General features: G+C 60.3%; 23 protein-coding genes. 14 read left to right on the top strand and 9 right to left on the bottom strand.

The features are described 5' to 3' along the window. Positions 1 to 46: 46 nt before the first annotated feature. Positions 47 to 1,486 carry an ion transporter gene (locus AC8GFP_RS06290; RefSeq protein WP_506611346.1) on the top strand — a complete coding sequence of 480 codons (1,440 nt, stop codon included), beginning with the start codon at positions 47 to 49 and terminating at the stop codon, positions 1,484 to 1,486. Position 1,487: 1 nt separating this feature from the next. On the opposite strand, the gene uraD is transcribed toward AC8GFP_RS06290, so the two are convergent. Further along, on the bottom strand, positions 1,488 to 3,284 hold the full coding sequence (gene uraD / locus AC8GFP_RS06295) for a 2-oxo-4-hydroxy-4-carboxy-5-ureidoimidazoline decarboxylase (protein ID WP_506611348.1): 1,797 nt from the start codon (positions 3,282 to 3,284) through the stop codon (positions 1,488 to 1,490). A gap of 71 nt (positions 3,285 to 3,355) precedes the next feature. Here uraD and uraH point away from each other — a divergent pair, with 71 nt between their 5' ends. Next, on the top strand, positions 3,356 to 3,709 hold the full coding sequence (gene uraH / locus AC8GFP_RS06300) for a hydroxyisourate hydrolase (protein WP_506611349.1): 354 nt from the start codon (positions 3,356 to 3,358) through the stop codon (positions 3,707 to 3,709). A 40-nt stretch (positions 3,710 to 3,749) separates the two neighbouring features. Here the strand turns inward: uraH and AC8GFP_RS06305 are convergent, their stop codons facing one another. Continuing rightward, positions 3,750 to 4,397: a hypothetical protein gene (locus AC8GFP_RS06305; RefSeq protein ID WP_506611351.1), complete on the bottom strand. Its 648-nt coding sequence runs from the start codon at positions 4,395 to 4,397 to the stop codon at positions 3,750 to 3,752. A gap of 81 nt (positions 4,398 to 4,478) precedes the next feature. On the opposite strand from AC8GFP_RS06305, the gene xdhC reads away from it, so the two are divergent. Both xdhC and AC8GFP_RS06315 read left to right on the top strand, forming a co-directional pair. Next, entirely contained in the window at positions 4,479 to 5,285 is an 807-nt protein-coding gene (gene xdhC, locus AC8GFP_RS06310; RefSeq protein ID WP_506611353.1) for a xanthine dehydrogenase accessory protein XdhC, read from the top strand. Positions 5,286 to 5,359: 74 nt separating this feature from the next. Next, on the top strand, positions 5,360 to 6,565 hold the full coding sequence (locus tag AC8GFP_RS06315) for a urate hydroxylase PuuD (protein ID WP_506611355.1): 1,206 nt from the start codon (positions 5,360 to 5,362) through the stop codon (positions 6,563 to 6,565). On the opposite strand, the gene AC8GFP_RS06320 is transcribed toward AC8GFP_RS06315, so the two are convergent. After that, entirely contained in the window at positions 6,507 to 6,863 is a 357-nt protein-coding gene (locus AC8GFP_RS06320) for a hypothetical protein (protein WP_506611357.1), read from the bottom strand. The two genes, AC8GFP_RS06315 and AC8GFP_RS06320, sit on opposite strands and share 59 nt — an antisense overlap. Before the next feature lie 77 nt (positions 6,864 to 6,940). Between AC8GFP_RS06320 and AC8GFP_RS06325 the strand changes: the two genes are divergently transcribed. After that, positions 6,941 to 8,260, top strand: coding sequence for a glycerate kinase type-2 family protein (locus AC8GFP_RS06325; protein ID WP_506611359.1), 1,320 nt, complete (start codon positions 6,941 to 6,943; stop codon positions 8,258 to 8,260). On the opposite strand, the gene AC8GFP_RS06330 is transcribed toward AC8GFP_RS06325, so the two are convergent. The 4 genes from AC8GFP_RS06330 to xdhA are packed head-to-tail and all read right to left on the bottom strand — an operon-like array spanning position 8,257 to position 14,072. Next, positions 8,257 to 8,943, bottom strand: coding sequence for a coiled-coil domain-containing protein (locus tag AC8GFP_RS06330; protein WP_506611361.1), 687 nt, complete (start codon positions 8,941 to 8,943; stop codon positions 8,257 to 8,259). The two genes, AC8GFP_RS06325 and AC8GFP_RS06330, sit on opposite strands and share 4 nt — an antisense overlap. A gap of 44 nt (positions 8,944 to 8,987) precedes the next feature. Then, positions 8,988 to 10,319 carry a guanine deaminase gene (gene guaD, locus AC8GFP_RS06335; RefSeq protein WP_506611362.1) on the bottom strand — a complete coding sequence of 444 codons (1,332 nt, stop codon included), beginning with the start codon at positions 10,317 to 10,319 and terminating at the stop codon, positions 8,988 to 8,990. Between the two features lie 50 nt (positions 10,320 to 10,369). Continuing rightward, the gene (gene xdhB / locus AC8GFP_RS06340; RefSeq protein WP_506611364.1) at positions 10,370 to 12,655 is read right to left on the bottom strand and encodes a xanthine dehydrogenase molybdopterin binding subunit; all 2,286 of its coding nucleotides are present in this window, start codon (positions 12,653 to 12,655) and stop codon (positions 10,370 to 10,372) included. Between the two features lies 1 nt (position 12,656). Continuing rightward, on the bottom strand, positions 12,657 to 14,072 hold the full coding sequence (gene xdhA / locus AC8GFP_RS06345; protein WP_506611366.1) for a xanthine dehydrogenase small subunit: 1,416 nt from the start codon (positions 14,070 to 14,072) through the stop codon (positions 12,657 to 12,659). Between the two features lie 63 nt (positions 14,073 to 14,135). On the opposite strand from xdhA, the gene AC8GFP_RS06350 reads away from it, so the two are divergent. The 8 genes from AC8GFP_RS06350 to AC8GFP_RS06385 all read left to right on the top strand — a co-directional run bounded on the left by AC8GFP_RS06350 (position 14,136) and on the right by AC8GFP_RS06385 (position 22,713). After that, positions 14,136 to 15,656 (top strand): ABC transporter ATP-binding protein, encoded by a 1,521-nt coding sequence (locus tag AC8GFP_RS06350; protein ID WP_506611368.1) that lies wholly within the window; start codon positions 14,136 to 14,138, stop codon positions 15,654 to 15,656. Position 15,657: 1 nt separating this feature from the next. Continuing rightward, entirely contained in the window at positions 15,658 to 16,734 is a 1,077-nt protein-coding gene (locus AC8GFP_RS06355; RefSeq protein WP_506611370.1) for an ABC transporter permease, read from the top strand. Continuing rightward, positions 16,734 to 17,654 carry an ABC transporter permease gene (locus AC8GFP_RS06360; protein ID WP_506611372.1) on the top strand — a complete coding sequence of 307 codons (921 nt, stop codon included), beginning with the start codon at positions 16,734 to 16,736 and terminating at the stop codon, positions 17,652 to 17,654. The genes AC8GFP_RS06355 and AC8GFP_RS06360 overlap by 1 nt, the downstream gene beginning before the upstream one ends. Positions 17,655 to 17,750: 96 nt before the next feature. Then, a complete protein-coding gene (locus tag AC8GFP_RS06365; protein ID WP_506611373.1) occupies positions 17,751 to 18,896 on the top strand; it encodes a BMP family ABC transporter substrate-binding protein in 1,146 nt (381 codons plus the stop codon). Positions 18,897 to 19,030: 134 nt separating this feature from the next. Further along, a complete protein-coding gene (locus AC8GFP_RS06370) occupies positions 19,031 to 19,492 on the top strand; it encodes a hypothetical protein (RefSeq protein ID WP_506611374.1) in 462 nt (153 codons plus the stop codon). Next, on the top strand, positions 19,479 to 20,462 hold the full coding sequence (locus AC8GFP_RS06375) for a Rieske 2Fe-2S domain-containing protein (protein ID WP_506611376.1): 984 nt from the start codon (positions 19,479 to 19,481) through the stop codon (positions 20,460 to 20,462). Before AC8GFP_RS06370 ends, AC8GFP_RS06375 begins: the two co-directional genes overlap by 14 nt. Further along, positions 20,463 to 21,503 carry an adenosine deaminase gene (locus AC8GFP_RS06380; RefSeq protein ID WP_506611379.1) on the top strand — a complete coding sequence of 347 codons (1,041 nt, stop codon included), beginning with the start codon at positions 20,463 to 20,465 and terminating at the stop codon, positions 21,501 to 21,503. Positions 21,504 to 21,528: 25 nt separating this feature from the next. Next, positions 21,529 to 22,713 carry an FAD-dependent monooxygenase gene (locus AC8GFP_RS06385; protein WP_506611381.1) on the top strand — a complete coding sequence of 395 codons (1,185 nt, stop codon included), beginning with the start codon at positions 21,529 to 21,531 and terminating at the stop codon, positions 22,711 to 22,713. Between the two features lies 1 nt (position 22,714). Here AC8GFP_RS06385 and argF read toward each other — a convergent pair whose 3' ends face one another. Together argF and AC8GFP_RS06395 are read right to left on the bottom strand one after the other, a co-directional pair. Beyond that, positions 22,715 to 23,656, bottom strand: a complete 942-nt coding sequence (argF, locus tag AC8GFP_RS06390) for an ornithine carbamoyltransferase (RefSeq protein WP_506611382.1) — start codon at positions 23,654 to 23,656, stop codon at positions 22,715 to 22,717. 1 nt (position 23,657) lies between these two features. After that, the gene (locus AC8GFP_RS06395; RefSeq protein WP_506611384.1) at positions 23,658 to 24,860 is read right to left on the bottom strand and encodes an aspartate aminotransferase family protein; all 1,203 of its coding nucleotides are present in this window, start codon (positions 24,858 to 24,860) and stop codon (positions 23,658 to 23,660) included. 147 nt (positions 24,861 to 25,007) lie between these two features. On the opposite strand from AC8GFP_RS06395, the gene AC8GFP_RS06400 reads away from it, so the two are divergent. Beyond that, a complete protein-coding gene (locus AC8GFP_RS06400) occupies positions 25,008 to 25,319 on the top strand; it encodes a DUF3579 domain-containing protein (RefSeq protein ID WP_506611386.1) in 312 nt (103 codons plus the stop codon). Positions 25,320 to 25,324 lie beyond the last annotated feature (5 nt).

Below are 25,324 nucleotides of genomic sequence, written 5' to 3' on the forward strand. Positions count from 1 at the left end.
TGTCTCAACTACCATCCAAATTTTTTGAGTGAAGGTATTTGACCCTATGCAGTCTTCAACCCACACCCATCCTTCTTGGCAGCAGCAGGTCTATGACCTGCTGTTCAATGAACAAAATCCCCAAGGACTGCATGCCAGCGTGACACGTTGGTCAACTTTATTGATTTTGTTGAACGTCTTGGCAATGGTGCTTGAAACCGCAGATGCTTTCGAGGCCGCTTATGCCGTCGAGTTGGCCGCGTTTGAAACCCTGTCGGTCATCGTGTTCACGCTGGAGTACCTGCTGCGGTGGTGGACCGCGCCGGCTGACCCCGAATTCGCCAAGTCCAGATTCGCGCGGCTGCGCTTCATGGGCAGCCGCTACGCCATCATCGACCTGCTGGCGATTGCGCCCTTTTACCTGGCCAGCATTGTCAGCCTCGACTTGCGCTTGCTGCGGCTGTTGCGGCTGTTGCGGATCTTCAAAGTCAGTGCCACCTTGTTGCCTGCCTTGGCGCAGTTCAAGCAGCAAACCGCGGGCATGACGCGACGCCAAAAAGTGCATACCTTGATGTTCGCCTCGGACAACAAGCCAGAAGGCTTGCCCTTGATGGTGGACCTGTTTTTGATTTTTTGGATCGCGCTGTCCACGTTGTCGATCGTCTTGGAGTCGGTCGACAGCATTCGCGCCAATTTTGAAACCCACTTTTTCATCCTTGACTCCGTGGCCTTTGGCCTGTTCACCATCGAATACCTGTTGCGCATTTACGCGTCGGCAGAAAACGATACAGCCCAACCCATGCGAGCCCGATGGAAATTTGGCACCTCGTTCAGCGGCTTGGTGGATTTGGTGTCCATCTTGCCGTTCATTTTGGAAGTTCTGTTTGCCAACCTGATTGATTTGCGCTTCTTGCGCATTGTGCGTTTGGCGCGTTTGCTCAAGCTCAGCCGCTACAACAAATCCACCTCAACCATGTTCTTGGTGATTCGGCGTGAATTGCCGGTGTTGGCGGCCTCTTCATTCATCATGATGATGCTGGTGTTCATCACCGCCGCCATGGGTTACTTGCTCGAGCGCGGCGCCCAGCCTGACAAGTTTGAAGACATTCCCACAGCCATGTATTGGGCGGTGGTGACCTTGGCCAGTGTCGGCTATGGCGACATCACGCCCATCACCCCAGCGGGTCGGCTGCTGACGGTGTTGTTGGCCTTGGTGGGCATCGGTGTGTTTGCCATTCCAGCGGCCATCATGTCGTCGGCCTTCACGGACCAGCTGCGGGCAGAACGGGAAGAAGCTTTGAAAGCCCAGCAGCAGCCTCCGAATGTGGAGCTTCACCCCAGCTTGCTCCAAAGCAATGCCGACTATGCCTTGGCGCGTTACCGCACCTTGTTCAGCCAAATGCGGGAGTTGGCCGCCTTGAGCGACCATGCGCAAATCAACCAGCGCTTGGCAGATGAAGGCTTGTCCAACGAACAGCAGGTGTGGCAGAGCCTGAAAAACCGCTGATTCAGCGCGGTGACACGGCCTGCATCAAGGCCGCGAAAGCCTCGATCGCCAACTGCATGTCGTCGGCCGTGGTGCTCTCCAGCGGGTTGTGGCTGATGCCCTGGTTTTCCCCGCGCACAAACAACATGGCTTGCGGCATGGCTTGGTGCATCTTCATGGCGTCGTGTCCTGCCCCGCTGGGCAGGTGGTGCAGCGGCAATCCCAGGCCAGACACCGCTTCTTCCCAACGGCGTTGCAAGCCCGGGTCGCTGGGCGCGGCAGCGGCACGCACGGTTTCTTCCAGCTTCAAATGGATGCTGCGCTCTGCACAAACTGTGCGCAGTTTGTGCAAGATGTCGGTGGCCAAGGCGTCGCGCTGGGCATCGCTGGGGGCCCGCATGTCCAAGCTGAACTGCACCAAGCCGGGCACCACGTTGATCGAACCTTGCGGCACGTTCAACATGCCCACCGTCGCCACCGAGTCGCCATCTTGGCGGGCGCGTTGCTCCACATACACCGCCCATTCGGCAAAGGCGGCCACCGCGTCGTGCCGTTGGTCCATGGGGCTGGTGCCTGCATGGCTGGCCGTGCCGGTCAGTTCAACCACATAGCGCACGCTGCCATTGATGGAGGTGACGATGCCCAAAGGCATGTTCAAGGCATGCAAAACCGGGCCTTGTTCGATGTGCACTTCGACAAAACCCAGGTACTTTGAAGGCTCGCGTTTCAGGGCCGGGATGTCTTTCGGGTTGTGACCAGCGGCTTGCAGGGCTTCACGCATGCTGATGCCTGCGGTGTCTTGTTGGTCCAGCCAGACGGGATTGAAGTCGCCCACCAAAGCGGAGGACGCCAAAAACGTGGCTTTGTAGCGCTGGCCTTCTTCTTCGGCAAAGGCCACCACTTCCAAGCCCACAGGCAAGCGTTGCCCTTGGCTGGCCCATTCGCGCACACAGGCCATGGGCACAAAGACGCCCAGGCGGCCGTCGTATTGACCGCCATTGCGCACCGTGTCGTAATGGCTGCCGGTAAGGACATAAGGCGCGTCTGCTTGGGCGGGGTGGTAGCGGCCCACCACATTGCCCACCGCGTCAATGGTCACTTCGTCAAAACCGCAGGCTCTCATGCCCAGGGCGATGGTTTGGGCGCAGGCTTGGTGCGCCGGGGTCAGGTAGCTGACGCTGAGTTGGCCGTGCTCTTGGAAACCCGGGTCGCTGAACTGCGCCAGCCATGCGTGCCAATCCCAAACTTCGCCGCCCAAGACCGGGTGTTGTTGGCATTTTTCGTTCAAGCGCAGTTCGGCGATGCGGTGAATTTGCCGCAAATTTTCTTGGAATGCCAGCGCTGGAGATTGGTGGAGTCGCCAGGCCATGGTGTCCAAAATGGCCTGGGGTGTCAGGCCATTGCCGCGTGGGCCGCGCACCGCAACGATGAACGGCCAGCCGAATTTGGCGATGTAGGCCTGGTTCAGGGCTTGCAATTGGGCCGCTTGCGCTGGCGTGCTTTGCCACAAGCCCGCCACTTGTTGCTCTTGTTTGGATTCGCTGGTGAGGTGCGGGTTGGGTTTGGCCGCCAGCAAGGGGTGGGCCTTGATGAGCGCCATTTGCTGCGTCGGGTCGGCTTGCATGACGCTGTGCGCCAAGGCCCATTTCAAGTGCGCCAAACTGCGAAACGGGCGCTGCGCCAAAGCCTGTTCGGCCACCCAGGGCGAGTGTTCGTAAATCCCATCCAGCCAGGCCAGGGCTTCGGCCGTGCTGGCTTGGTTCAGCCACTGAATGCGTTCTTGTGAAGGCTGTGGCCGAGAAGGGGAGGAGATGGGCATGGGATGGAAAGCTACACTGCGAATTTTCAACTATACCTTTCGGCCTCAACGCCTGTTCGGAGAGCTTGCACATGGGATTGAGCACACATGTTTTGGACACCATGCACGGACGCCCAGCGGGCGGCATGGAGGTGGCTTTGTACGCCACCAAGGGCGCAGACAGCCGCTTGCTCAAGTCGTTCACGCTGAACGCCGATGGCCGCAACGACGGCGGCCCCTTGCTGGACAACGACAGCTTGCAAGTGGGCACCTACCGGCTGGTGTTTTCAGTGAAGCCCTATTTCAAAGCCTTGGGCGTGGCCTTGCCCGAGCCCTCATTCCTCGACCAAGTGACGCTGGACTTTGGCGTGGCCGATACCCGCCAGCATTACCACGTGCCTTTGCTGGTCAGCCCTTGGAGTTTTTCCACCTACCGTGGTTCTTGAAGCCGGGCGGGCCGTGTTGGGGCGCTCGTTCAGCGCCGCCTCAGTGCTGGCCTTCGGTCAGGGTGTCGAGTTGAAACTGGCCGCTGGCATGCCACAACCAGGTGTCCACGTATTTCACTTTTTTCAGCAGGCGCGGCGCCGGGTAGGGCTGGGCTTCGCGCACCTTGGTTTCGATTTCGCGCATCACCTCGGGCACATGCCGGGGGGCACGCAACCAGACGATCTCGTCCACCTGGCCTTGGCTGTTGACGCTGACCTCGATCACGCCCACGGCTTTGAGCATGGGCGGCATCTTGCCTTTGTAAATGGATTGTTGGTATTGCCGGTAGATGTGGCTGGCCGCGTCGGTGCGGTACTCCTTGGGGCTGCGGGCATCCGAGACCAGGGCGGGCACCGGTGTGGCGGGCAAGGGCTGCACGGCGGGCGGCGGCAAACTGGGTGGCGCGGGTGGCGGCACGCTGATGATGGCCACGGGGGGTGTGGGAGCGGGTGCTTGGACCACTGGGGGTGGCATCAAGCTGCAGGCGCTCAGGCTGAGCAGCAGCCCAGCGCCGATTGCGGCCCAAGGCGTGCCAAGGCTGCTTGTCTGTTCGCAGGGCGTGATCGACGCCGCTGTGCGCACAACCAAGCCTGCCGCGCCCAACGTGTTGGCCGGGTGGTGATTGCCTGGGATTGAACCAGCCCGCATGACCGCTCCTTGTGCCGTACTAAGCTCTGGACTCTGCACCGGCTGGGCGCATTTGGCAAGCTTGATAACCCGAGGATTGATTTGAAACAACTGTCAGATTTGCTTGAAGATTTGCTGATTGCGCCCGCCGTGCTGGTGCGGGTGCAGCAGGCGCAGGGCTCGGTGCCGCGCGACACCGGCACCTGGATGGCGGTGTTTGATGCGCACCAGGTGGGCACGATTGGCGGCGGCCACCTGGAGCACCAAGCCATCGCCCAAGCGCGGGCGGCATTGCAAAACCCCGACTTGCCGCTGCCCGAGGCGCAGCGCGTGGCGCTGGGGCCCAGCCTGGGGCAGTGCTGCGGCGGCGTGCTGGAACTGGGTTTTGAGCACATCAGCGCCGCCGATGCGCCCCGCTTGCAGGCGGGTTTGGCAGGAGAAGGCCGACCACTGGCGCTGTTTGGCGGCGGCCACGTGGGGCAGGCGCTGGTGAAACTGTTGGCCGATTTGCCCTTTCATGTGCGTTGGATCGACAGCCGCGACGAGGTGTTCCCGCCTGACACCCCGCGCCATGTGCAATGTGAACATTCCGCGCCGGTGCAAGCCGCGGTGGCCGATCTGGCACCGGGCAGTCTGGTGTTGATCATGAGCTTCAGCCACGCCGAGGATTTGGAGGTGTTGGCCGATTGCTTGCGGCGTGCGCGTGACTTGAACGATGTGCCCTTCATCGGCCTGATTGGCAGCGCCACCAAATGGGCCACCTTTCGACATCGCCTAGAGGCCAAAGGTTTTGGCGACGCCGACTTCGCGCGGGTGACCTGCCCGATTGGCTTGCCCGGCATTGGCGGCAAATCACCCTCCGAAATCGCCGTGGCCGTGGCCGCGCAGTTGCTGCTCCTCGGCAAGTAATTGGGGTCAGATTCCAATTGTTCTAAATCAATTGGAATCTGACCCCAATTACCCATAAGCTAAAGTCCGACCCCATGGAAACCTACTTGCTCGAATGGGTGCAACTGCTGGTCCGCTGGCTGCACGTCATCGTCGCCATCGCCTGGATCGGCTCGTCGTTTTACTTTGTCTTCCTCGACAGCAACTTGGTCCCGCCGCAAGACCCGGCGCTGAAAGACAAAGGCGTCGGCGGCGAAATGTGGGCGGTGCACGGCGGTGGTTTTTACAACCCGCAAAAATACGCTGGCGCCCCGGGTCACATCAACAGCACCTTGCATTGGTTTTACTGGGAAAGCTACGCCACATGGCTGAGCGGCTTCGCCTTGTTTGCCATGATGTACCTTTGGCAAGCTCCCACCTTCTTGATCGACACCTCGGTCATGGCCTGGTCGCCCGCCGCCGCCATCACCACAGCCTTGGCGTTTTTGGTGGGGTTTTGGCTCTTCTATCACGCGCTGTGCAAAGCCTTGTTCAACCACCCCCAAGGCCAAGCCTGGGTCGGCGCCATCATGCTGGTTTTGGTGGCTGCGCTGTGCTGGCTGGCCTGCCAACTCTTCGCTGGTCGTGCCGCTTTTGTGCTGATGGGGGCCACCATCGCCACCACCATGACGGCCAATGTGTTTTTCTGCATCATTCCGGGCCAACGCGTGGTGGTGAAAGCGCTCACCTCGGGCCAGCCGTATGACGAGAAAGCCATGGCGTTTTACGGTTTGCGCGGCAAGCAGCGCAGTGTCCACAACACCTACTTCACCTTGCCGGTGTTGTTCGCGATGTTGGCCAACCACGAGGGCTTGTTGGTCAGCCACCCGCAGCGCTGGATCTTGTTGTTTTTGATGATGTTGGCCGGTGCCAGCATCCGCCAGTTTTTTGTGCAAAAGCACGCGTGGCGTTTGGGCAGAAGTGCCCATCCCTGGCCCTATGCCGCGTTCGGAGCGGCCATCATCATCGGCTTGATCGTGGCCCTGCGCCCCGCGCCCGCCAGCGCCGATGTCAGCACCGCCCCGGTCAGCTTCGAGGAGGTGCAGGCCATCGTCAACCAGCGCTGCATCAGCTGCCACGGTGACCAAGTGCAAATGAAAAACCTGCGCTTGGATTCAGCCGACCACATTCGCGCCAACGCGCAAAACATCTACCAACAGGTGGTGGTGCTGAAACAAATGCCGATGAACAACGCCACCGGGCTCACGGAGCCGGAGCGTCAAGCGCTGGGACGCTGGTTTCTGGCGGCGTCGACGCCTTGATTTTTTTCTCGTAGGCTTGCAAACGTTTTTCCCGCTGGGCTAAATACACTTGGTATTCCAGTTGCATTTTTTGCATGTGTTGGTCTTGTTGCTCTTTGACCATGTTGTCATAGCGAAGTTGTTGCCGCGAGTTGCTCATGGCTTGGGACCACATCGCCTCAAAGCCTTTGTTCAGGCCGCGCCACAAGAGCATGGCCAACGCCACCGGAAAAAACACCACGGCGGCGGCGTACACCCACATTTCTTCCGGGTTGGACGCGGTTTCTTTCAACTGTTTGGCAATTTCATCGGCGGTCATGGATTGCTTTTCAAAGTGAGACCTATAGGGAATCGACCGCAAAACCACAGACTTGAGTCCCTGCGTAAACTTTCGACATGAACACCCTCATCTCCCCCCATCAGCAGCCCAGCGATTTTTTACGCCAACTCTTTGCCGCAGCCGTGGCGCGGGCCCAACCGCTCTTGAACCTGCCGGCCGTGCTGCCCGCCGTGCCGCGCGGTCGCACCGTGGTGATTGGGGCGGGCAAAGCCGCAGGCGCCATGGCCCAGGCCCTGGAGCAACTGTGGCCTGCCGATGCGCCGATGGCGGGCGTGGTGGTTACCCGCTACCACCACACGCCGCCCCGACCGGCCGGTCTGGCGCAACGCATCGAGGTGTTGGAGGCCGCCCACCCGGTGCCCGACGCCGCAGGTGTGCAAGCCGCCGAGCGCATCTTGGCGCTGGTGCAAGGCTTGCAGCCCGACGACCTGGTGATTTGCCTCATCTCTGGCGGCGGTTCGGCGCTGCTGACCCTGCCCGCGGACGGCTTGAGCCTGGCCGACAAACAACAGATCAACCGCGCCCTGTTGGAAAGCGGCGCCAACATCACCGAGATGAACACGGTGCGCAAGCATTTGTCGCGCATCAAAGGCGGGCGGTTGGCGGCGGCTTGCCACCCCGCCCAGGTGGTGACGCTGACCATCAGCGATGTGCCCGGCGACGACCCGGCCATCATTGCCAGCGGCCCCACCGTGGCGGACGCCAGCACCTGCGCCCAAGCTTGGGCCATTTTGGAGCGCTACCGCATTGAATTACCAAACAGCGTGAAAGCGGCCCTGCACTCGGGCGCCTTGGAAACCCCCAAACCCATAGACGCGGTGTTTGCAGGCCACCAGGTGCGCATGATGGCCACGCCGCAGCAGTCGCTGCAAGCCGCCGCCGAGGTGGCGAAGGCGGCGGGTTTGAACGCTTACATCTTGTCGGATGAAATCGAAGGCGAGTCGCGTGAGGTGGGCAAGGTGCATGCGGCTTTGGCACGCGCTGCGGCGCTGGGACACGGGCCGTTTCAAAAGCCGTGCGTGATTTTGAGCGGCGGCGAAACCACGGTCACGGTGCGCCCACAAGCGCCGGGTTCGCCACGCGGCAAAGGCGGGCGGGCCGGTGAGTTTTGTTTGGGGTTGGTGGTGGGTTTGCAAGGGATGAGCGGTGTGTGGGGCTTGGCGGCGGACACCGACGGCATTGACGGCGTGGAAGACAACGCTGGTGCCGTGGTGACCCCGGACACCCTAGAGCGAGCAGACCATGCAGGTTTGAAACCGTCTGCGTTTTTAGACCGCAACGACAGCTATCGGCTTTTTGAAGCCTTGGATGATTTGGTGGTGACCGGCCCGACCCACACCAATGTGAACGACTTCAGGGCTTTGCTGGTGCTTTAGAGCAATTTCACCAGGGTGGCCATCACCCCGATGGCCAACACCATCAGGCTGCCCAGCTTGATGACCATGCGTTGCTCTAGCAGCATGAGGTTGTGGTTGGTGGTGATTTCCAGATGCTGGATGTCTTTGCGAAGACTGGTTTCCATGAGCTGCATCTCTTGGCGAAGACTGGTCTCCATGATTTGCATGTCTTTGCGTATGCCAGCTTCCATTTGTTGCATTTCATTGCGAACGTTTTGGAATTCTTGCGCCATTTCATTGCGCACGTTTTGGAATTCCTGTTTCATTTCCTTTCGCACATTTTGGAATTCTTGCGCCATTTCGTTGCGCACGTTTTGGAATTCTTGCTGTACTTCTTTGCGAAATTTTTGGAATTCTTGCGCCATTTCGTTGCGCACGTTTTGGAATTCTTGCTGTACTTCTTTGCGAAATTTTTGGAATTCTTGCGCCATTTCATTGCGCACGTTTTGGAATTCTTGCTGTACTCCTTCTTGCATGACCTGAAACCCGTGCTTGGTGGCCAGATCGCTTTGCGTGACATCTTGCTTGGTGGCCAAGTCTTGCATGTTCACATGCAGCACATCAGCCATGGCGAAGGCTTGAACCTCGGCCAACTGTGGCTCCATGCCTGCGGCTTTGAGCCGATTGGCATAGGACAGGGAGTCGAAGTGCAGGGCATTCATGGTGGCGAAAGTTTAAAACCAAGTCCATGCTCTGGCAATGTGATCTATGCACCGGGTCGGCCATTGACCACCACGTTGTCCACCAGGCGGTCGTCACCCAACACAATCATGGCGAAGAGTTGCTCGTCCAAGGAATCGGCAGCGGCGGTGCGCCGCGCCAAAAGGGGCGTGGCTTGCGGGTTTAGCACCACGAAATCGGCTTCGCAACCGACGGCCAAATTACCACACACACCGGCCAAGCCCAGCGCTTGTGCCGCGCCTGCCGTATGCAACCACCACAGCTGCTGGGCACTCAGCGAATGGCCATCGCGCCCGACGCTTTGGCGGCCCACGGTGTAGGCCGCATGCATGGTGTGAAACGGGCTGAAGCTGGTGCCCCCGCCCACATCGCTGGCCAAGCCGTGCAACACACGTTGGGCTTGGGCGTCTTGGAAATGGAAAAAACCGCTGTCCAAAAACAAATTGCTGGTTGGGCACACGGCCGCCGCCGCACCACGCTCGGCCATCAGATCGCGGTCGTTGGCATCCAGATGCAAGCAGTGCGCATACACCGAACGCTGGCGCAACAAGCCGACGTTTTCATACACATCCAAGTAGCTGCGTGCTTGCGGAAACAACTCGGCCACCCAGCGGATTTCATCGGCGTTTTCAGCCACATGGGTTTGCACCCACACGCTGCTGTGTTGCTGCGCCAAAACGCCTGCACCGTGCAATTGTTCGGGGCTGGAGGTGGGCGCAAAACGCGGTGTGATGGCGTAGCCCAAACGGTCCACGCCGTGCCACTTGTGAATCAGGCTTTCGGTTTCAAGCAGGCTTTGTTCGACGCTGCGGTCACGCAAACCATCCGGGCTGTGCCGGTCTTGCAGCACCCGCCCGCCAATCATGCGCAATTGACGCTGCTGCGCTTGCTCAAAAAACGCGTCCACCGAGGCCACATGCGCGGTGGCGAAGGTGAGCGCGGTGGTCACACCGTGGCGCATCAGCTCATCGAAATAAAACTGCGCCACTTCACGCGCATGGGCCGGATCGGCGAAACGCGTTTCTTGCGGAAAGGTGTAGTGGTTCAACCAAGGCAGCAAGCCATCGGCGGGCGAGGCGATGACGTCGGTTTGCGCATAGTGGATGTGCATGTCGACAAAGCCCGGTGCCAGCCAACGGCCGCGCCAATCGGTGCAAGCCACTTGCGCATGGGCCGCGTGCAACAAGGCATAGGGGCCGATGGCGCTGATGCGGGCCACGCCGTCGTCACCGCGCTCGGTGACCAACAGGCCATCGGCCTCGAATTGAATCTGGTCGCTGTCGCCATCGGGAAACCACAGCAGGCTGGCGCGATATGCCTGCTGCGTTGGCAGGCCGGGTTCGGGGTGTTTGTTCATCGGTTCAGGGTTCAATTCAAAAAATCATGCCAGCCAGAACGCAAGGCGTTTCAAGCCTGCTTGGGTTGCAGCGCCATCAACACGCGCTCGGGCGTGGCGGGTGCGTCAAGGTGCACCGGCGCGTTGCCGCCCAAGCATTGGCCGACGGCATCGCGCAAGGCCTCGAACACGCTGATGGCCAGCATGAACGGCGGCTCGCCCACCGCCTTGCTGCCACCGATGTTGTCTTCGCGGTTGGCCTCGGGCCACAGCTGGATGTTGAAGTGCTGCGGGATGTCGGCGGCGGTGGGGATTTTGTAGGTGCTCGCGCCCCGTGTCAGCAGCTTGCCGTCAGCGCCCCACACCAGTTCTTCGGTGGTCAACCAACCCATGCCTTGCACAAAGCCGCCTTCAATTTGACCGATGTCCAAGGCCGGGTTCAAGGAATGCCCCACGTCGTGCAGGATGTCGACTTTCAACACCTTGTGCTCGCCGCTCAGGGTGTCGATCAAGACCTCGCTGCAGGCTGCGCCATAAGCGAAATAGTAGAACGGCCGACCGGAAAGGGTGGCGCGGTCGTAATGGATTTTTGGTGTGGCGTAAAAACCATCGCTCCACAACTGCACCCGTTGGCTGTAGGCGTATTGCACGGCTTGCTCGAAGCTGCGCACTTGCTTGGGGCTGTGCACTTGGCCCTTCAGGAAGCGCACCTCGGCAGCCGTGCAGCCATCGGCTTGGGCCACACAGGCGGCGATGTTGCTGCGCACTTGCAAGGCGGCGCGTTCGGCGGCGCGGCCATTCAAATCGGTGCCGCTGGAGGCTGCTGTGGCACTGGCGTTGGCCACCTTGTCGGTGTCCGAACTGCTGATGCGCACCTGTGTCAACGGCAAGCCCAAGACCTGGGCCACCACCGCGCACACCTTGGTGTGCAGGCCTTGGCCCATCTCGGTGCCGCCGTGGTTCACCCGCACGCTGCCATCGGTGTAAACCGACACCAGCGCACCGGCTTGGTTGAACTGGGTGGCGGTGAAGCTGATGCCGAATTTCACCGGCGTCAAGGCGATGCCACGCTTGAGAACCTTGCTGCTGGCGTTGAAGGCTTGTATCTCGGCGCGGCGTGAGCGGTAATTGCAATCAGCGGCCAACTGCGTCATGAGCGCGGGTGCGATGTTGTCTTCCACGGTCATGCCGTAGTGGGTGGTGTTGCGTGGGGCCTCCCCATAAAGATTGGCCAAGCGCACATCCAGCGGGTCCAGGCCAAGTTGCCTGGCGATGTCACCCATCAAGGCCTCGATCAACAACACGCCTTGCGGCCCGCCAAAGCCGCGAAACGCGGTGTGGCTTTGGGTGTTGAGCTTGCTGCGGTGCGAGACGATATCGACCGCCTCTAAAAAATACGCGTTGTCGGTGTGGAACACGGCGCGGTCGGCCACCGGGCCGCTCAGGTCGGCGCTGAAACCGCAGTGCACCCATTGGGTGGATTGCAAGCCCAGCAAGCGGCCTTGGTGGTTGAAACCGGCTTGGTAATCGTGGCTGAACGGATGGCGTTTGCCGGTGATCAAAAAATCGTCTTCACGCGCCAAACGCAGCTTCACGGGGCGGCCGGTTTTTTGCGCGGCCAATGCGGCCCACACTGCCGGGTGACCCGACTGGGTTTCTTTGCCGCCGAAGCCGCCGCCCATGCGGCGACACAGCACCCGCACGCGGTGCAAAGGGACATTCAAGGCATGCGCCACCCAATGCTGGGCTTCGCCGGGGTGTTGGGTGCTGGAGTGCACCAACCACTCGCCGTCGTCTTGCGGCAGCACATAGGCGATTTGGCCTTCCAGGTAATAGTGCTCTTGGCCGCCAATTTCCAGCTGGTTGCGCAATTGGTGCGGCGCGTTCTGCAGCGCTTGCGCGGCGTCACCGCGTTGCACATGGACCTTGGGCAACACCGTGCTTGGCGCGGTGCGGGCAATCAAAGCAGGGGGCAGGGGGGCCACTTTCAATTGCATCAAGGCCGCCGCCGCGCGGGCCTGAATGTGGCTGTCGGCCACCACCACGCCCAGCACCTGCCCGATGTGTTCGACATGGGTGCTGGCAAAAATCGGTTCGTCGTGCACAAAGGTGGCCAGCAGTTTGTCGCCCACGACATCGTCGGCGGTGACCACGGCACGCACGCCGGGTGCGGCCAGCACGGCGCTCAGGTCGAGCGACAGGATGCGGCCATGGGCCACGTTGCTCATCAGCGGCGCAGCGTGCAGCGTGCCTTCGGTCAGCGGCAGATCGTCGATGTAGGCCGCCAAGCCTTGCACATGCCCATGTGCACTTTCGTGTTTTGCGTCTTGGTCCAGCGCTTGGTCAAGGGTGTTCATCTTAAAAATCCTCCAAGCGGGTGTGGGCCACGCCTTGGGCCTGCAACCAAGCGCGTTGCAGCAGGTTGCGCAACAGCTGATGGCGGTACGCGGCGCTGGCACGCATGTCAGTGATGGGTTTGAACTCTTGGCCCAGGCTGTCTTGCGCCCGGGCCAAGGTGGTGGCGTCCAAAGACTGGTTGTCCATCACCGCTTCGGTGCGCCGAGCCCGCACGGGCGTGGCCGCGACACCACCGACACCGATGCGCACATCGCGCAGGGTCTGGGCGTCTTGGTGCCAACGCAGCACCAAACAAAGGGTGGAAATATCGTCCTCTTGGCGTTTCGACACTTTGTAGGCGTGGAGCCGTTCGTTGTGAAGAGGCTGCGGCACGACGATCCAACACAGCACTTCGTCGGGGGCCAACACGGTTTGGCGGTAGCCCAGGTAATAGTCTTCCAAGGGCACATGGCGCGACACCATGCGGCCATGGCGGTAGGCCATCAGCACCACCTGCGCCCCCAGGGCGATCAACAGCGGCATGCAGTCACCGATGGGCGAGCCATTGGCCAGATTGCCGCCGATGGTGCCGGACTGGCGCACCGGACGACCGGCAAAGCGGTGGGCGAAATCCGTCACCTCGGGGCGGCGTTGGGCCAGCGCCGCGAAGGCGTCGTGCAGGCTCACCGCCGCACCAATGGCCAGATGGTGGGGATAGGTTTCTACTTTTTTCAGCTCGGCCACGCGGGTCAGGTCGATCACTTGGTCAAAGCGGCGGTGCTGTTGGGTGACCCACAAACCGGCGTCGGTGCCACCGGCCATCAACTGCGCTTGGGGGTGGCGGGCACGCAAAGTCAGCAGTTGAGCCAACGACGTGGGCAGGGCGTAATGCGGGTTCAAGGGGTCGCGCAAGTCGGGCCCGGTTTTCAGTTGGCGGCGCGGCGCGGGGGCTGGGTACAGGTGCATGGCGCAGGCGGCGTCCAAGATCGGGCGGTAGCCGGTGCAGCGGCACAAATTGCCCGAGATCGCTTCCATGGCTTCTTCGCGCGTGACCGCTTGGCCTTGGGCGCGGTTGTAAAGGTCGTACAGACTCATGACAAACCCGGGGGTGCAAAAACCGCATTGCGAACCGTGGTGGTCTAACATGGCTTGCTGAACCGGGTGCAGTTGACCGTTGGTGGGCAAATCGCTGGCGGTGGTGACTTGCAAACCATGGGCAGAATGGGCCATGCGGATGCAGCTGTTGACCGTGTGCGCTTGCGGGCCGTGACCAATCACCACGGTGCAAGCGCCGCAGTCGCCGCTGGCACAACCTTCCTTGACGTCGGTGGCCCGCAGCTCTTCGCGCAAAATGTCCAACAGGGTGCGACTGGGCGATACATTCGGAATTGAATTCTTTGTGTTTCTAAAAATCAGGTCTAAGTGAGGAATGGTCATGGAAACGAGGTGCTTTGGTTGGATTCAAAAGGTGATGCCCGGAAACCTTGGGGAGAACTTGGCATGAGTCCTGTTCCTTTGTTGAGCCTCAAAGGCATCCGCAAACAGTACCCTGCCGTGCTGGCCAATGACAATATTTCCTTGGACGTGATGCCCGGCCAGATTCACGCCATTTTGGGCGAAAACGGTGCGGGCAAGTCCACTCTGATGAAAATCATATTTGGTGCGGTGCAACCCGATGCCGGGGACATCCGCTTCAATGGCCAAGCGGTGCGCATTCGCAACCCCCAGCAGGCCCGTCAATTGGGCATCAGCATGGTGTTCCAGCATTTCAGTTTGTTTGACACCCTGAGCGTGGCGCAAAACGTCTGGTTGGGTTTGGACAAAAGCCTGTCCTTGGCCGAGGTGACCCAACGCATCCGCGACAAAGCCGCCATTTATGGCCTGGACATCGAGCCCGAGCGCCCCGTGCACACCCTGAGCGTGGGCGAGATGCAGCGGGTGGAAATCATCCGCGCCTTGCTGTGTGAACCGCGGTTGCTGATTCTGGACGAGCCCACCTCGGTGCTCACCCCGCAAGCCGTGGACAAACTGTTTGCCGTGCTGCGCCAGTTGGTGGCCGAGGGTTGCAGCATTTTGTACATCAGCCACAAGCTGCATGAAATCCGTGCGCTGTGCACCCATTGCACCGTGCTGCGGGCCGGTCGTGTCAGCGGCGAATGCATTCCCAGCGAAGAAACCAATGCGTCTTTGAGCCAAATGATGATTGGCAGCGAGCCGCCCGCCTTGAACCCCAAAGTCAGCCAACCCGGTGCCGTGGTCCTAGAGGTGCGGCAACTGCAGTTGGCCCGCCAAGACCCGTTTGGCATGAACCTGTCACCCCTGAATTTGCAAGTACGCCAAGGCGAAATTGTGGGCATCGCTGGGGTGTCGGGCAATGGCCAGCGCGAGTTGCTGTATGCCCTGAGCGGTGAGGACACCCGCGCCCCCGCCGACAGCATCCGTTTGTTGGGTCAGGCGGTGGGTTCGCAAGGCCCGACCCAGCGGCGTGCCTTGGGCTTGCACTTTGTGCCGGACGAACGCTTGGGCCGGGGTGCCGTGCCCAGCCTGAGCTTGGCGCACAACCTGTTGCTCACCCGGTCCGACGCCATCAACAGGGCGGGGTGGATCGACATGAACGCCCTGAAAACCCAGGCCGAATCCATCATCAACCGCTACAAGGTCAAGGCCGGTGGCGCCCATGCGCTGGCGCAGTCGCTGTCGGGCGGCAATTTGCAAAAGTACATCGTTGGCCGCGAAATCGACGCGGCGCCCAAACTGCTGATCGTCTCGCAACCCACCTGGGGCGTGGATGTCGGCGCTTCGGCGCAAATCCGTGGCGCTTTGCTGGCGCTGCGTGACGCCGGTTGTGCGGTTTTGGTGGTGAGTGAAGAACTCGACGAGTTGTTTGAACTCTCCGACCGCATGCACGTCATCGCCCAAGGCCGCTTGTCACCCTCGATCAACCGGGCCGACGCCAACGTGGCCTTGATCGGCAGTTGGATGAGCGGCTTGTGGGACCAACAAGAAGAAATGGTGAATTGACATGTTGAAACTTGAAGCCCGGCCTCAGCCTTCAGGCTTTTGGCGCATCGCCTCACCCTTGTTGGCCCTGGTGCTGACCGTGGTCATCGGGGTGGTGCTGTTCTTGGCGCTGGGCAAAGACCCGGTGCAGGGTTTGGCGGTGTTTTTCTGGGAACCCATTCGCAGCGCTTACGCCTTGGGCGAGTTGGTGGTCAAAGCCACGCCCTTGCTCATCATCGCTTTGGGCTTGGCGCTTTGTTTCCGCTCCAACGTCTGGAACATCGGTGCCGAAGGCCAGTATGTGATGGGCGCGGTGTTCGCCACCGGCATCGCCTTGATGGCCGACAAAGCCAGCAGCCCCTGGGTGATGGTGCCTTCGGTCTTGTTGGCGGGCGTGCTGGGCGGCATGGTCTGGGCCGGCATCACGGCGTTTTTGCGCGACCGCTTTCACGCCAATGAAATTTTGGTCAGCCTGATGCTGGTCTATGTGGCCATCATGGTCTTGGGTTACTTGGTCTATGGCCCGTGGAAAGACCCCTTGGGTTACAACTTCCCGCAAACCAAAACCTTCGAGGCGGCCACACAAATTCCGCGTTTGTTCAAAGGCTCGCGGATCAACATGGGCGTCTTTTTGGCTTTGCTGGGAGCGCTGTTGCTGTGGGTGTTTTTGTTCCGCACCCGGGCCGGTTGGGCGCAGCAAATCGGTGGTTTGGCCCCGCATGCAGCCCGCTACGCGGGTTTCTCTTCCAGCCGAGCCATCTGGTTGGCCTTGTTGGTGTCGGGCGGCGCGGCCGGTTTGGCCGGTGCCTTGGAAGTGGCCGGCCCCATTGGTCAGCTGACCCCTTATGTGCCGGTGGGCTATGGCTTTGCGGCCATCATCGTCGCTTTTGTCGGGCGCTTGCACCCGGTGGGCATGGTGTTTTCGGCCATCCTGATGAGCATGTTCTACATCGGCGGCGAGTTGGCCCAGTCCCGTTTGGGCTTGCCCAAATCCCTCACCGGTGTGTTCCAAGGGCTGTTGTTGTTCAGCTTGTTGGCCTGTGATGTCTTGATGAATTACCGCTTGCGCTGGGCGCCCAAGCGTGTGGAGGTGGCGTGATGGAATCCTATGCATTGTTAATAGCCGCCACCCTGAGTGCGGGCACGGTCTTGGCCATCGCGGCTTTGGGGCTGCTCATCAACGAAAAAGCGGGCATCGTCAACCTCGGTGCCGAGGGCATGATGCTGTGCGCGGCCATCGCTGGCTTTGCCACCGTGGTGCACACCGGCAGCGATCTGCTGGGCTTTGCCGCGGGCATGGGCGCTGGTGCCTTGTTGGCCCTGATTTTTGGTGCCTTGGTGATTGGCCTCAACACCAACCAGTACGCCACCGGTTTGGCGCTCAGCCTGTTTGGCGTGGGCTTCTCGGCCTTTGTGGGCACCGGCTATGTGCAGGCCAAGCTGCCCGAGCGCATGCGCTTTGAGGTGCCTGGTTTGGTCGATCTGCCTTTTGTGGGCCCGGCCTTGTTCAAACAACACCCGATGGTCTATCTGGTCATCTTGTTCACCATCGCCCTGATTTGGTTCCTCGAGCGCAGCCGAGCCGGTTTGGTGCTGCGGGCGGTGGGCGAGTCGCCGCAGTCGGCCCATGCCTTGGGCTATTCGGTGCGCGGCATCCGCCTGGGCGCGGTGGTCACTGGCGGCGCTTTGTGCGGTTTGGCGGGCGCCTATATTTCCATCATCTACACCCCGCTGTGGGTGGAGGGGATGATCGCGGGCAAGGGCTGGATCGCCTTGGCCCTGACCACCTTCGCCACTTGGCGGCCAGCGCGGGTGTTGCTGGGGGCTTATTTGTTCGGCGGCGTCACCATGCTGCAGTTCCATTTCCAAGCCAGTGGGGTGGAGGTGCCCAGCCAGTTCCTGAGCATGCTGCCCTACTTGGCCACCATCTTGGTGCTGGCGCTGATTTCCCGCAATCCCCAGTGGATTCGGGTCAACATGCCAGCCTCCTTGGGCAAACCGTTTTACCCCGGCACATGATGAAAAATTTCGCACCCAGCCTGGGCAAAGCCTTGTCTGGGGCCATAATCACCCGTTTTCCAACCTCCTCCGCCTTACTTTGACAAAGGACTTTTCATGACAGATTTGTACAAACGTTCTTGGTTCCGTGCAGCTGCATTGGGCCTGGTTTCTGCCGCCTTGCTTGTGGGTTGCGGCAAAAAGGAAGAACCCAAAGCCGAGCCAGCACCCGCTGTTGAAGCACCCAAACCCGAGCCATTGAAAATTGCTTTTGCCTATGTCGGTCCTGTGGGTGACGGCGGTTGGACATTCGCGCATGACAACGCTCGCAAAGCCTTGGAAGCCGAATTTGGCGACAAAATCAAAACCTCTTACACCGAAAACGTGTCCGAGTCTGCTGACGCCGAGCGCAACTTCCGCGACATGGTGGGTCAAGGCAACAAGCTGATTTTCGGCACCACCTTTGGCTACATGGAGCCCATGCTCAAAGTGGCTGCAGACACACCGGATGTGAAATTCGAGCACGCCACCGGTTACAAGCAATCTACCAATATGCGCACCTACGACAGCCGCACCTATGAAGGCGCGTACATGGCCGGTGTGATCGCAGGCAAGATGACCAAGTCCAACACCTTGGGCGTGGTGGCTTCCATCCCCATTCCTGAAGTGGTCCGCAACATCAACTCTTTCACCATGGGCGCCCAGTCGGTCAACCCCAAGGTGAAAACCAAAGTGGTGTGGGTCAACGAGTGGTTCAACCCACCCAAAGAAACCGAAGCTGCCACCTCCCTCATCAACAGCGGTGCTGACGTGCTGTTCCAAAACACCGATTCACCTGCCGTGCTGAAAACAGCCGAAGAAAAAGGCAAGCGTGCTTTCGGTTGGGACTCGGACATGACCGCCTACGGCCCCAAAGCCCACTTGGGTTCGGCCATCATCAACTGGGCGCCTTACTACATCCAAACCACCCGTGAAGCCTTGGAAGGCAAATGGGTTGGTGGCACAGGCGTGTGGTGGGGCGTGAAAGAAGGCGCGATCGACATCGTTTCTATCGCTGAAGACGTGCCTGCTGACACCAAAGCCAAAGTGGATGAAATCAGAGCGGGCTTGAAAGCCGGTACCTATGCCATTTGGAAAGGTCCCTTGGTTGACAACACCGGCAAGACCCTGCTGAAAAAGGATGAAGTCGCTGACGACAAATTCCTGAGCGGCGTCAACTTCTACGTCAAAGGCGTGGAAGGCAAAGTGCCCGGCAGCAAGTAATGCTTGTTGTCAAGCGCACTGGCTTGAATCAAAAAGGCTGCCCTCGGGCAGCCTTTTTTTGGTGGCTAGCAGCTGGACTGCTCACAACCGGCAGCGTCTGGGCGCAGCAGACTAGCAGCTCGCCAGCCCAGGGCGTGGTTGCCCCGGCCTTGCCCAACCCGGCGTTCACGCCGGGAGCCATCGACCCGGCGGTGACACCTCAAAACCTGCAATCCACGGTTTGCGTGAAGGGCTACACCGCCAAGGTGCGTCCCGACAAAAAATACACCAACCGCATGAAGCGTCAGCAGCTGCGCCAATTCAATTACGCAGACCGCAACCCGCAGAACTACGAACAAGACCACCTGATCCCCCTGAGCATTGGTGGCAACCCCAGCGACCCGAAAAACCTCTGGCCGCAACCGCGGTCAGGTGAATGGGGTGCCGAGCAGAAAAACGACCTCGAATTCGTGGTTTACAAAATGGTCTGCAACGGCGACATCAGCTTGGCCGAGGCGCAGCAGCGGGTTGCCCGCAACTGGATCGAGGCCTACCAAGCTTGGGTGCCCAAGCACCAACACTACCTGCCCAAAGGCCGCCGACATGACGCCGATTGAACACCTTTTGTGGCATCCGGTGGCCGATGCCCATGACCTGACCGACCAACCCCTGTCGGTGCAATTGCTTGAACTGCCCGTGGTGCTGTGGCGCGATACCCAGGGCCAAGCCCAGGGCTTGCACGACCGATGCCCCCACCGAGGCGCGCAACTCTCATTGGGCCGTGTTTGCCAAGGCCAGTTGCAGTGCCCCTACCACGGCTGGACATTCAATGGGCAAGGCGCGTGCACCCGGGTGCCCGCCATGCCCGACTTTCAACCCGGCCAAGCGCAACAAGCCCGGCCCATTGCGGTGCGCGAAGCCTATGACTTGATTTGGGTGTGTTTGTCACCCGATGGTCATGACCTGCCACCGTTCAACGCCGAAGCGCAAACGGGTTTGCGCAAACTCAACGCCGGGCCGTATCTGGTGAACACCAGCGCCCCGCGCATTGTTGAAAACTTTTTGGACATGGCGCATTTCAGCTTTGTGCACGAGGGCTGGTTGGGCGACGCCCAGCACACGCAGATTCCCGACTACCAGGTGCAAACCACCGCGCACGGTTTCAAGTTGATCAACGCCCAAGCTTGGCAACCGCAGTCCAGTGCCTTGGCCTCTGGCGGCGCGATGGTGGCCTACACCTACGAGGTGGCGCACCCGTATGCGGCGGTGCTCACCAAAGTGCCGGGCGCGGACAGTGGTGTCAAGCCCGGCTATGAAGAATCCATCGCTTTGTTCATACAACCTGTTCAAGCAGACCAAAGCCGGGTGTGGTTTCGCATGGCCATGGCCGACTTCGAGCTGCCCGCTGACAAAGTGCTGGACTTTCAAAACACCATCTTTTTGCAAGACAAGCCGGTGCTGGAGTCCCAGCGCCCGCAGTTGTTGCCCTTGCAGGCTGGGGCAGAATCCTTCGTCGCGGTGGACAAAGGGTCCGCCGCTTACCGCCGCCTGTTGCAACAGCTGGGCATCACGTTTGGAGTGTGTTGAATGAATTTCGCGGCTGTATCCCCTGAGCGTTTGCCCGACTTGTTGCGGGCCATGCCCAAAACCGAATTGCACATGCACATCGAGGGTTCACTCGAACCTGAATTGATTTTTCAGATGGCCAAGCGCAACCAGGTGCAGATTCCTTACAGCAGTGTGGAAGTGCTGCGAGCTGCTTATGCGTTCACCGATTTGCAAAGTTTTCTGGACATCTATTACGCTGGTGCCAGTGTGTTGCTGCAAGAGCCCGACTTCTACGACATGGCCTGGGCCTACTTTCTGAAAGCCCAAGCCGACAACGTGGTGCATGCCGAGTTGTTCTTCGACCCGCAAACCCACACCGCCCGTCAGGTGCCCATGGCCACGGTCATCAACGGCTTGCACCGCGCTTGTGTGGATGCCCACACCAAGTTGGGCATCAGCGCTTCACTCATCATGTGTTTTTTGCGGCACCTGTCCGAAGAAGAAGCCCTGCAAACCTTGGAACAGGCCAAGCCGCATTTGGACAAAATCATTGGCGTTGGTCTTGATTCGAGTGAGCGCGGCCACCCGCCTGAAAAATTCGAGCGTGTGTTTGCGCAAGCCCGCGCACTGGGTTTGCACGTGGTGGCCCATGCTGGTGAGGAAGGCCCGCCAGCCTACATCTGGGGTGCTTTGGATCTGCTCAAAGCCGAGCGCATCGACCACGGCGTGCAAGCCATCCATGACGCCGCCCTCATGAAACGCTTGGCCCAGGAACGCATCCCGCTCACGGTCTGCCCTTTATCGAACCAAAAGCTGTGCGTGTTCCCCAACTTGGCCGACCACAACCTGGGGGAAATGTTGGACCAAGGCCTGTGCGTCATGCTCAATTCCGACGACCCGGCTTACTTTGGCGGCTACTTGAACGACAACTTTTTGCAGACCTTCGCGGCGCTGCCCCTGACCGCGGCCCATGCCTACCAATTGGCCTGCAACAGCTTCGAGGCCAGCTTTGTGCCCGAGGCGCAAAAGCAAGTTTGGCGCGGCCAGTTGGACGCTTGTTTCAAGTTGCATGGGGCCTGACATTCACGTTTGCTAGCATGATCGCATGAGAGATGTACTGATCGCCGGAGGCGGCATAGGCGGCTTGGCCGCTGCACTGGCCCTGGGCCATGTGGGCACCACCAGCCAATTGATTGAACAAGCAGAGTCCTTCGCCGAGGTGGGCGCCGGCATTGGCTTGGGCCCGAACGCCATGAAGCGTTTGCACGCCTGGGGTTTGAAGGACGTGTTGGCGCAACGCGGCTTTGTGCCCAGCCACCTCGAGGTGCGCAATGCCTTGGACGGCAGAAGCCTCGGCCAAATGGCGATGGGCGACGACTTCGTGCACCGCTACGGGGCGCCTTACCTCACCATCCACCGCGCCGATTTGCACCAGAGCTTGCTTGAAGCCGTGCAAACGCAAAACAAAGCCAGTGTGCTCTTGAACAGCAGTGTGCACACCGTGCAATCTTTGAACGAGGGTGTGCAAATTGGTTTTGAAAACTCAGGGCCCATGCAAGGCATGGCCTTGATTGGCGCCGACGGCATCAGCAGCCGGGTGCGCCATCAAGTGTGGGGACCGCAGTCCCTGGTGCCTAGCGGCCATTGGGCCTACCGCAGTGTGTTGCAACGCGATCAACTGCCGCCGGTGTGGCGCGGCGACGGCATGGGCTTGTGGCTGGGGCCGCGTTTGCACGTGGTGCATTACCCGATCCGTGGCGGCGACTTGTTGAACCTGGTGGTGTTGGTGGAAGCCCAAGACATCCCGGCGGCGCCCGGTTGGGAACATGTGCGCAGCGCCGAAGAAGCCACCTTGGATTTGCAAGCCGCGATGTACGCCTGTTGTCCGTCGCTGCAAGAGCTGGTGCGCATGGCCGGGCACAGCCGCAAAGCCTGGGCCTTGTTTGACAAGCCGCCATTGCGGCAAGCGGCTGAGATGGCCAAAGGCAAAGTGGCCTTGCTGGGGGATGCGGCGCACCCGATGCTGCCGTATTTGGCGCAAGGCGCAGGCATGGCCATCGAGGACGCCGACAGCTTGGCGCAACACTGGCAACAGCAAAGCCAAACCGTGGAACAGCGCTTGCAAGCCTATGCCATGGCCAGGTGGCAACGTGCCGCCAAGGTGCAACAACGGGCGCGGCGCAATGGCCGGGTGTTTCATGCCAGCGGGCCGCTGGCGTGGGCACGCAACCTCGCCATGGGCTTGGGCGGTCAAAACCTGATGGACCAGCCCTGGCTTTACAAATACTGAGTCAGAGTCGGCCCAGCAGCAGCAACTCCATCAGTGCTTTTTGCACATGCAAGCGGTTCTCGGCTTCATCCCACACCACGCTTTGCGGGCCGTCAATCACCTCGGCCTGCACCTCTTCACCACGGTGCGCGGGCAGGCAATGCATGAACAAGGCATCCGGGTGGGCGGCGGCCATCATGGCTTCATCCACACACCAAGCGGCGAAGGCTTGGCGACGCGCTTCGTTTTCCGCCTCAAAGCCCATGCTGGTCCAGACATCGGTGGTAACCAAATGAGCGCCTTGGCAGGCTTGCAACGGGTCTTGGAACACCTTGTAACAAGCCGGGTTCTTCACACCCGCCACGGCTTGGTTCACCTCGTAGCCGCTGGGCGTGCTGACATGGACCGTGAAGCCCAATAAGTCGGCGGCTTGCAACCAGGTGTTGGCCATGTTGTTGCCGTCGCCCACCCAAGCCACCACCTTGCCTTGGAGGCAGTGCAAAGGGTTTTGAACATCGCCCCGGTGCTCGATGAAGGTGAGCAGGTCGGCCAAGATTTGGCAGGGGTGGAATTCGTTGGTGAGGCCATTGATGACCGGCACCCGCGAGTTGGCGGCGAAGCGCTCGATCTTGGTTTGCTCGTAGGTGCGGATCATCACCAAGTCCACCATGCGGCTGATGACTTTGGCGCTGTCTTCAATCGGCTCGGCCCGGCCCAGCTGGCTGTCACCGGTGGTCAGGTGCACCACCGCACCGCCCATTTGGTACATGCCCGCTTCAAAGCTGATGCGGGTGCGTGTCGAGGCCTTCTCGAAAATCATGGCCAGGGTGCGGTCGGTCAGGGGCTGGTGTTTGTCATAGGCCTTGAACTTGGCCTTGATGAGCGCCGCGCGGTTGAACAAGTAGGCGTAGTCGTCTGCCGACAAGTCGGTGAATTGCAAATAGTGTTGGAGGGGCTGGCGCATGTCAGTCCTTGGGCGTGTTCAAAAATTGTTTCACCAGCGGTACCAACAAGGCCACCACTTGGTCGGCCTCTTGCTCGGTCATGATGAGTGCAGGCAGCAAGCGGATGACGCTGTCAGCCGTGACGCTGATGAGCAAACCGTGTTCCATGGCTTGGCCCATGAGGGGGCCGCAAGGTCGATCCAGTTCAATGCCGATCATCAAACCCTGGCCGCGAATCTCTTTGACGCCAGACAGGCCTTTGAACTCGCGCTCGAACGCGGCTTTGAAATGCAGACCCACACGGTGGGCGTTCTCCAGCAAGCCGTCCTCTTCCATGATGCGGATGGTTTCCACGCCCGCCCGCATGGCCAGCGGGTTGCCGCCAAAGGTGGTGCCATGGTTGCCGGGTTGAAAGATGCCAGCGGCCTTGGGGCCCGCCACCACCGCGCCAATGGGCACGCCCGAGCCCAAGCCCTTGGCCAAGGGCATCACATCCGGCAAGATGCCCGCCCATTGATGGGCAAACCATTTGCCGGTGCGACCGATGCCGCATTGCACCTCGTCGATCATCAGCAGCCAGTCTTGCGCGTCGCACAGGGCACGCACCTCGCGCAGGTAGTCGGCGCGCATCGGGTTGATGCCGCCTTCACCTTGGATGGTTTCAAAAAACACGGCCACCACGTTCGGGTTGCCTTGGGTGGCTTGCTTCAAAGCAGCGATGTCGTTCAGCGGCACCCGGATGAAGCCTTCCACCAAGGGGCCAAAGCCTTTTTGGATTTTTTCGTTGCCGGTGGCGCTCAGGGTGGCGATGCTGCGGCCATGAAAGGCGCGCTCATAAACCACGATTTCAGGGCGTTCAATGCCTTTGTCATGACCGAACTTGCGGGCCATTTTCAAAGCGGCTTCATTGGCCTCCAAGCCGGAGTTGCAAAAGAACACATTGCGCATGCCCGACAGCTCAACCAGTTTGTCCGCCAGTTGCTGCTGCAAGGGGATGTGATAGTAGTTGCAGCTGTGCATCATGCGGCCCACCTGGTCTTGCAGCGCCGGGGTCAGCTTGGGGTGGGCGTGGCCCAAGGTGTTGACCGCGATGCCAGCCAGTGCGTCCAAGTAGCTTTTGCCTGCCGTGTCAAACACATGCACACCTCGGCCATGCGACACCGACATGGGCAAACGGCCATAGGTGTTCATCAGGTGGGCGGTGGCGTCGTGGGCGCTGGACATGGAGGCTCCTTGGAGATGGGCTCAAAAATGAAATCGGCTCAGCAGCCATGCAGGCTGGAGCCGGGAAGGGGATTTTAGGCGGCAAAAGCTTGTCAGGGCTTTGAAATACGGCAACCCTAGAATCTGTGCAGTCTTACCTTCTCACCCATGGCCGATCTCAAAGCGCACGACATCATCATTCTTGGATTGACCACTTCCGGCCAAACCTTCCGCCCCAGCGATTGGGCGGAGCGTCTGGCGGGTGTGATGAGCAGCATCCGCCCGGGTGGCGCGTTGCCCGGTGACCACCTCAGCTATTCACCTTGGTGTGTGCCCAACGATTGGCAGGGCCAGAAATGCGTGGTGGTGCACACCGACATGCGCTCAGCCCATGTGATGGCTTGGGATTTCGTGATGGGCTTTGCGCGAGACAACCAACTGCAAGTCATCACCGGTCCTTTGCCCGGCTCCTCCAGCTGACCTTC

The sequence above is a fragment of the Limnohabitans simekii (SeqCode) genome (genome assembly GCF_965234735.1).
Taxonomy (GTDB): domain Bacteria; phylum Pseudomonadota; class Gammaproteobacteria; order Burkholderiales; family Burkholderiaceae_C; genus Limnohabitans; species Limnohabitans simekii.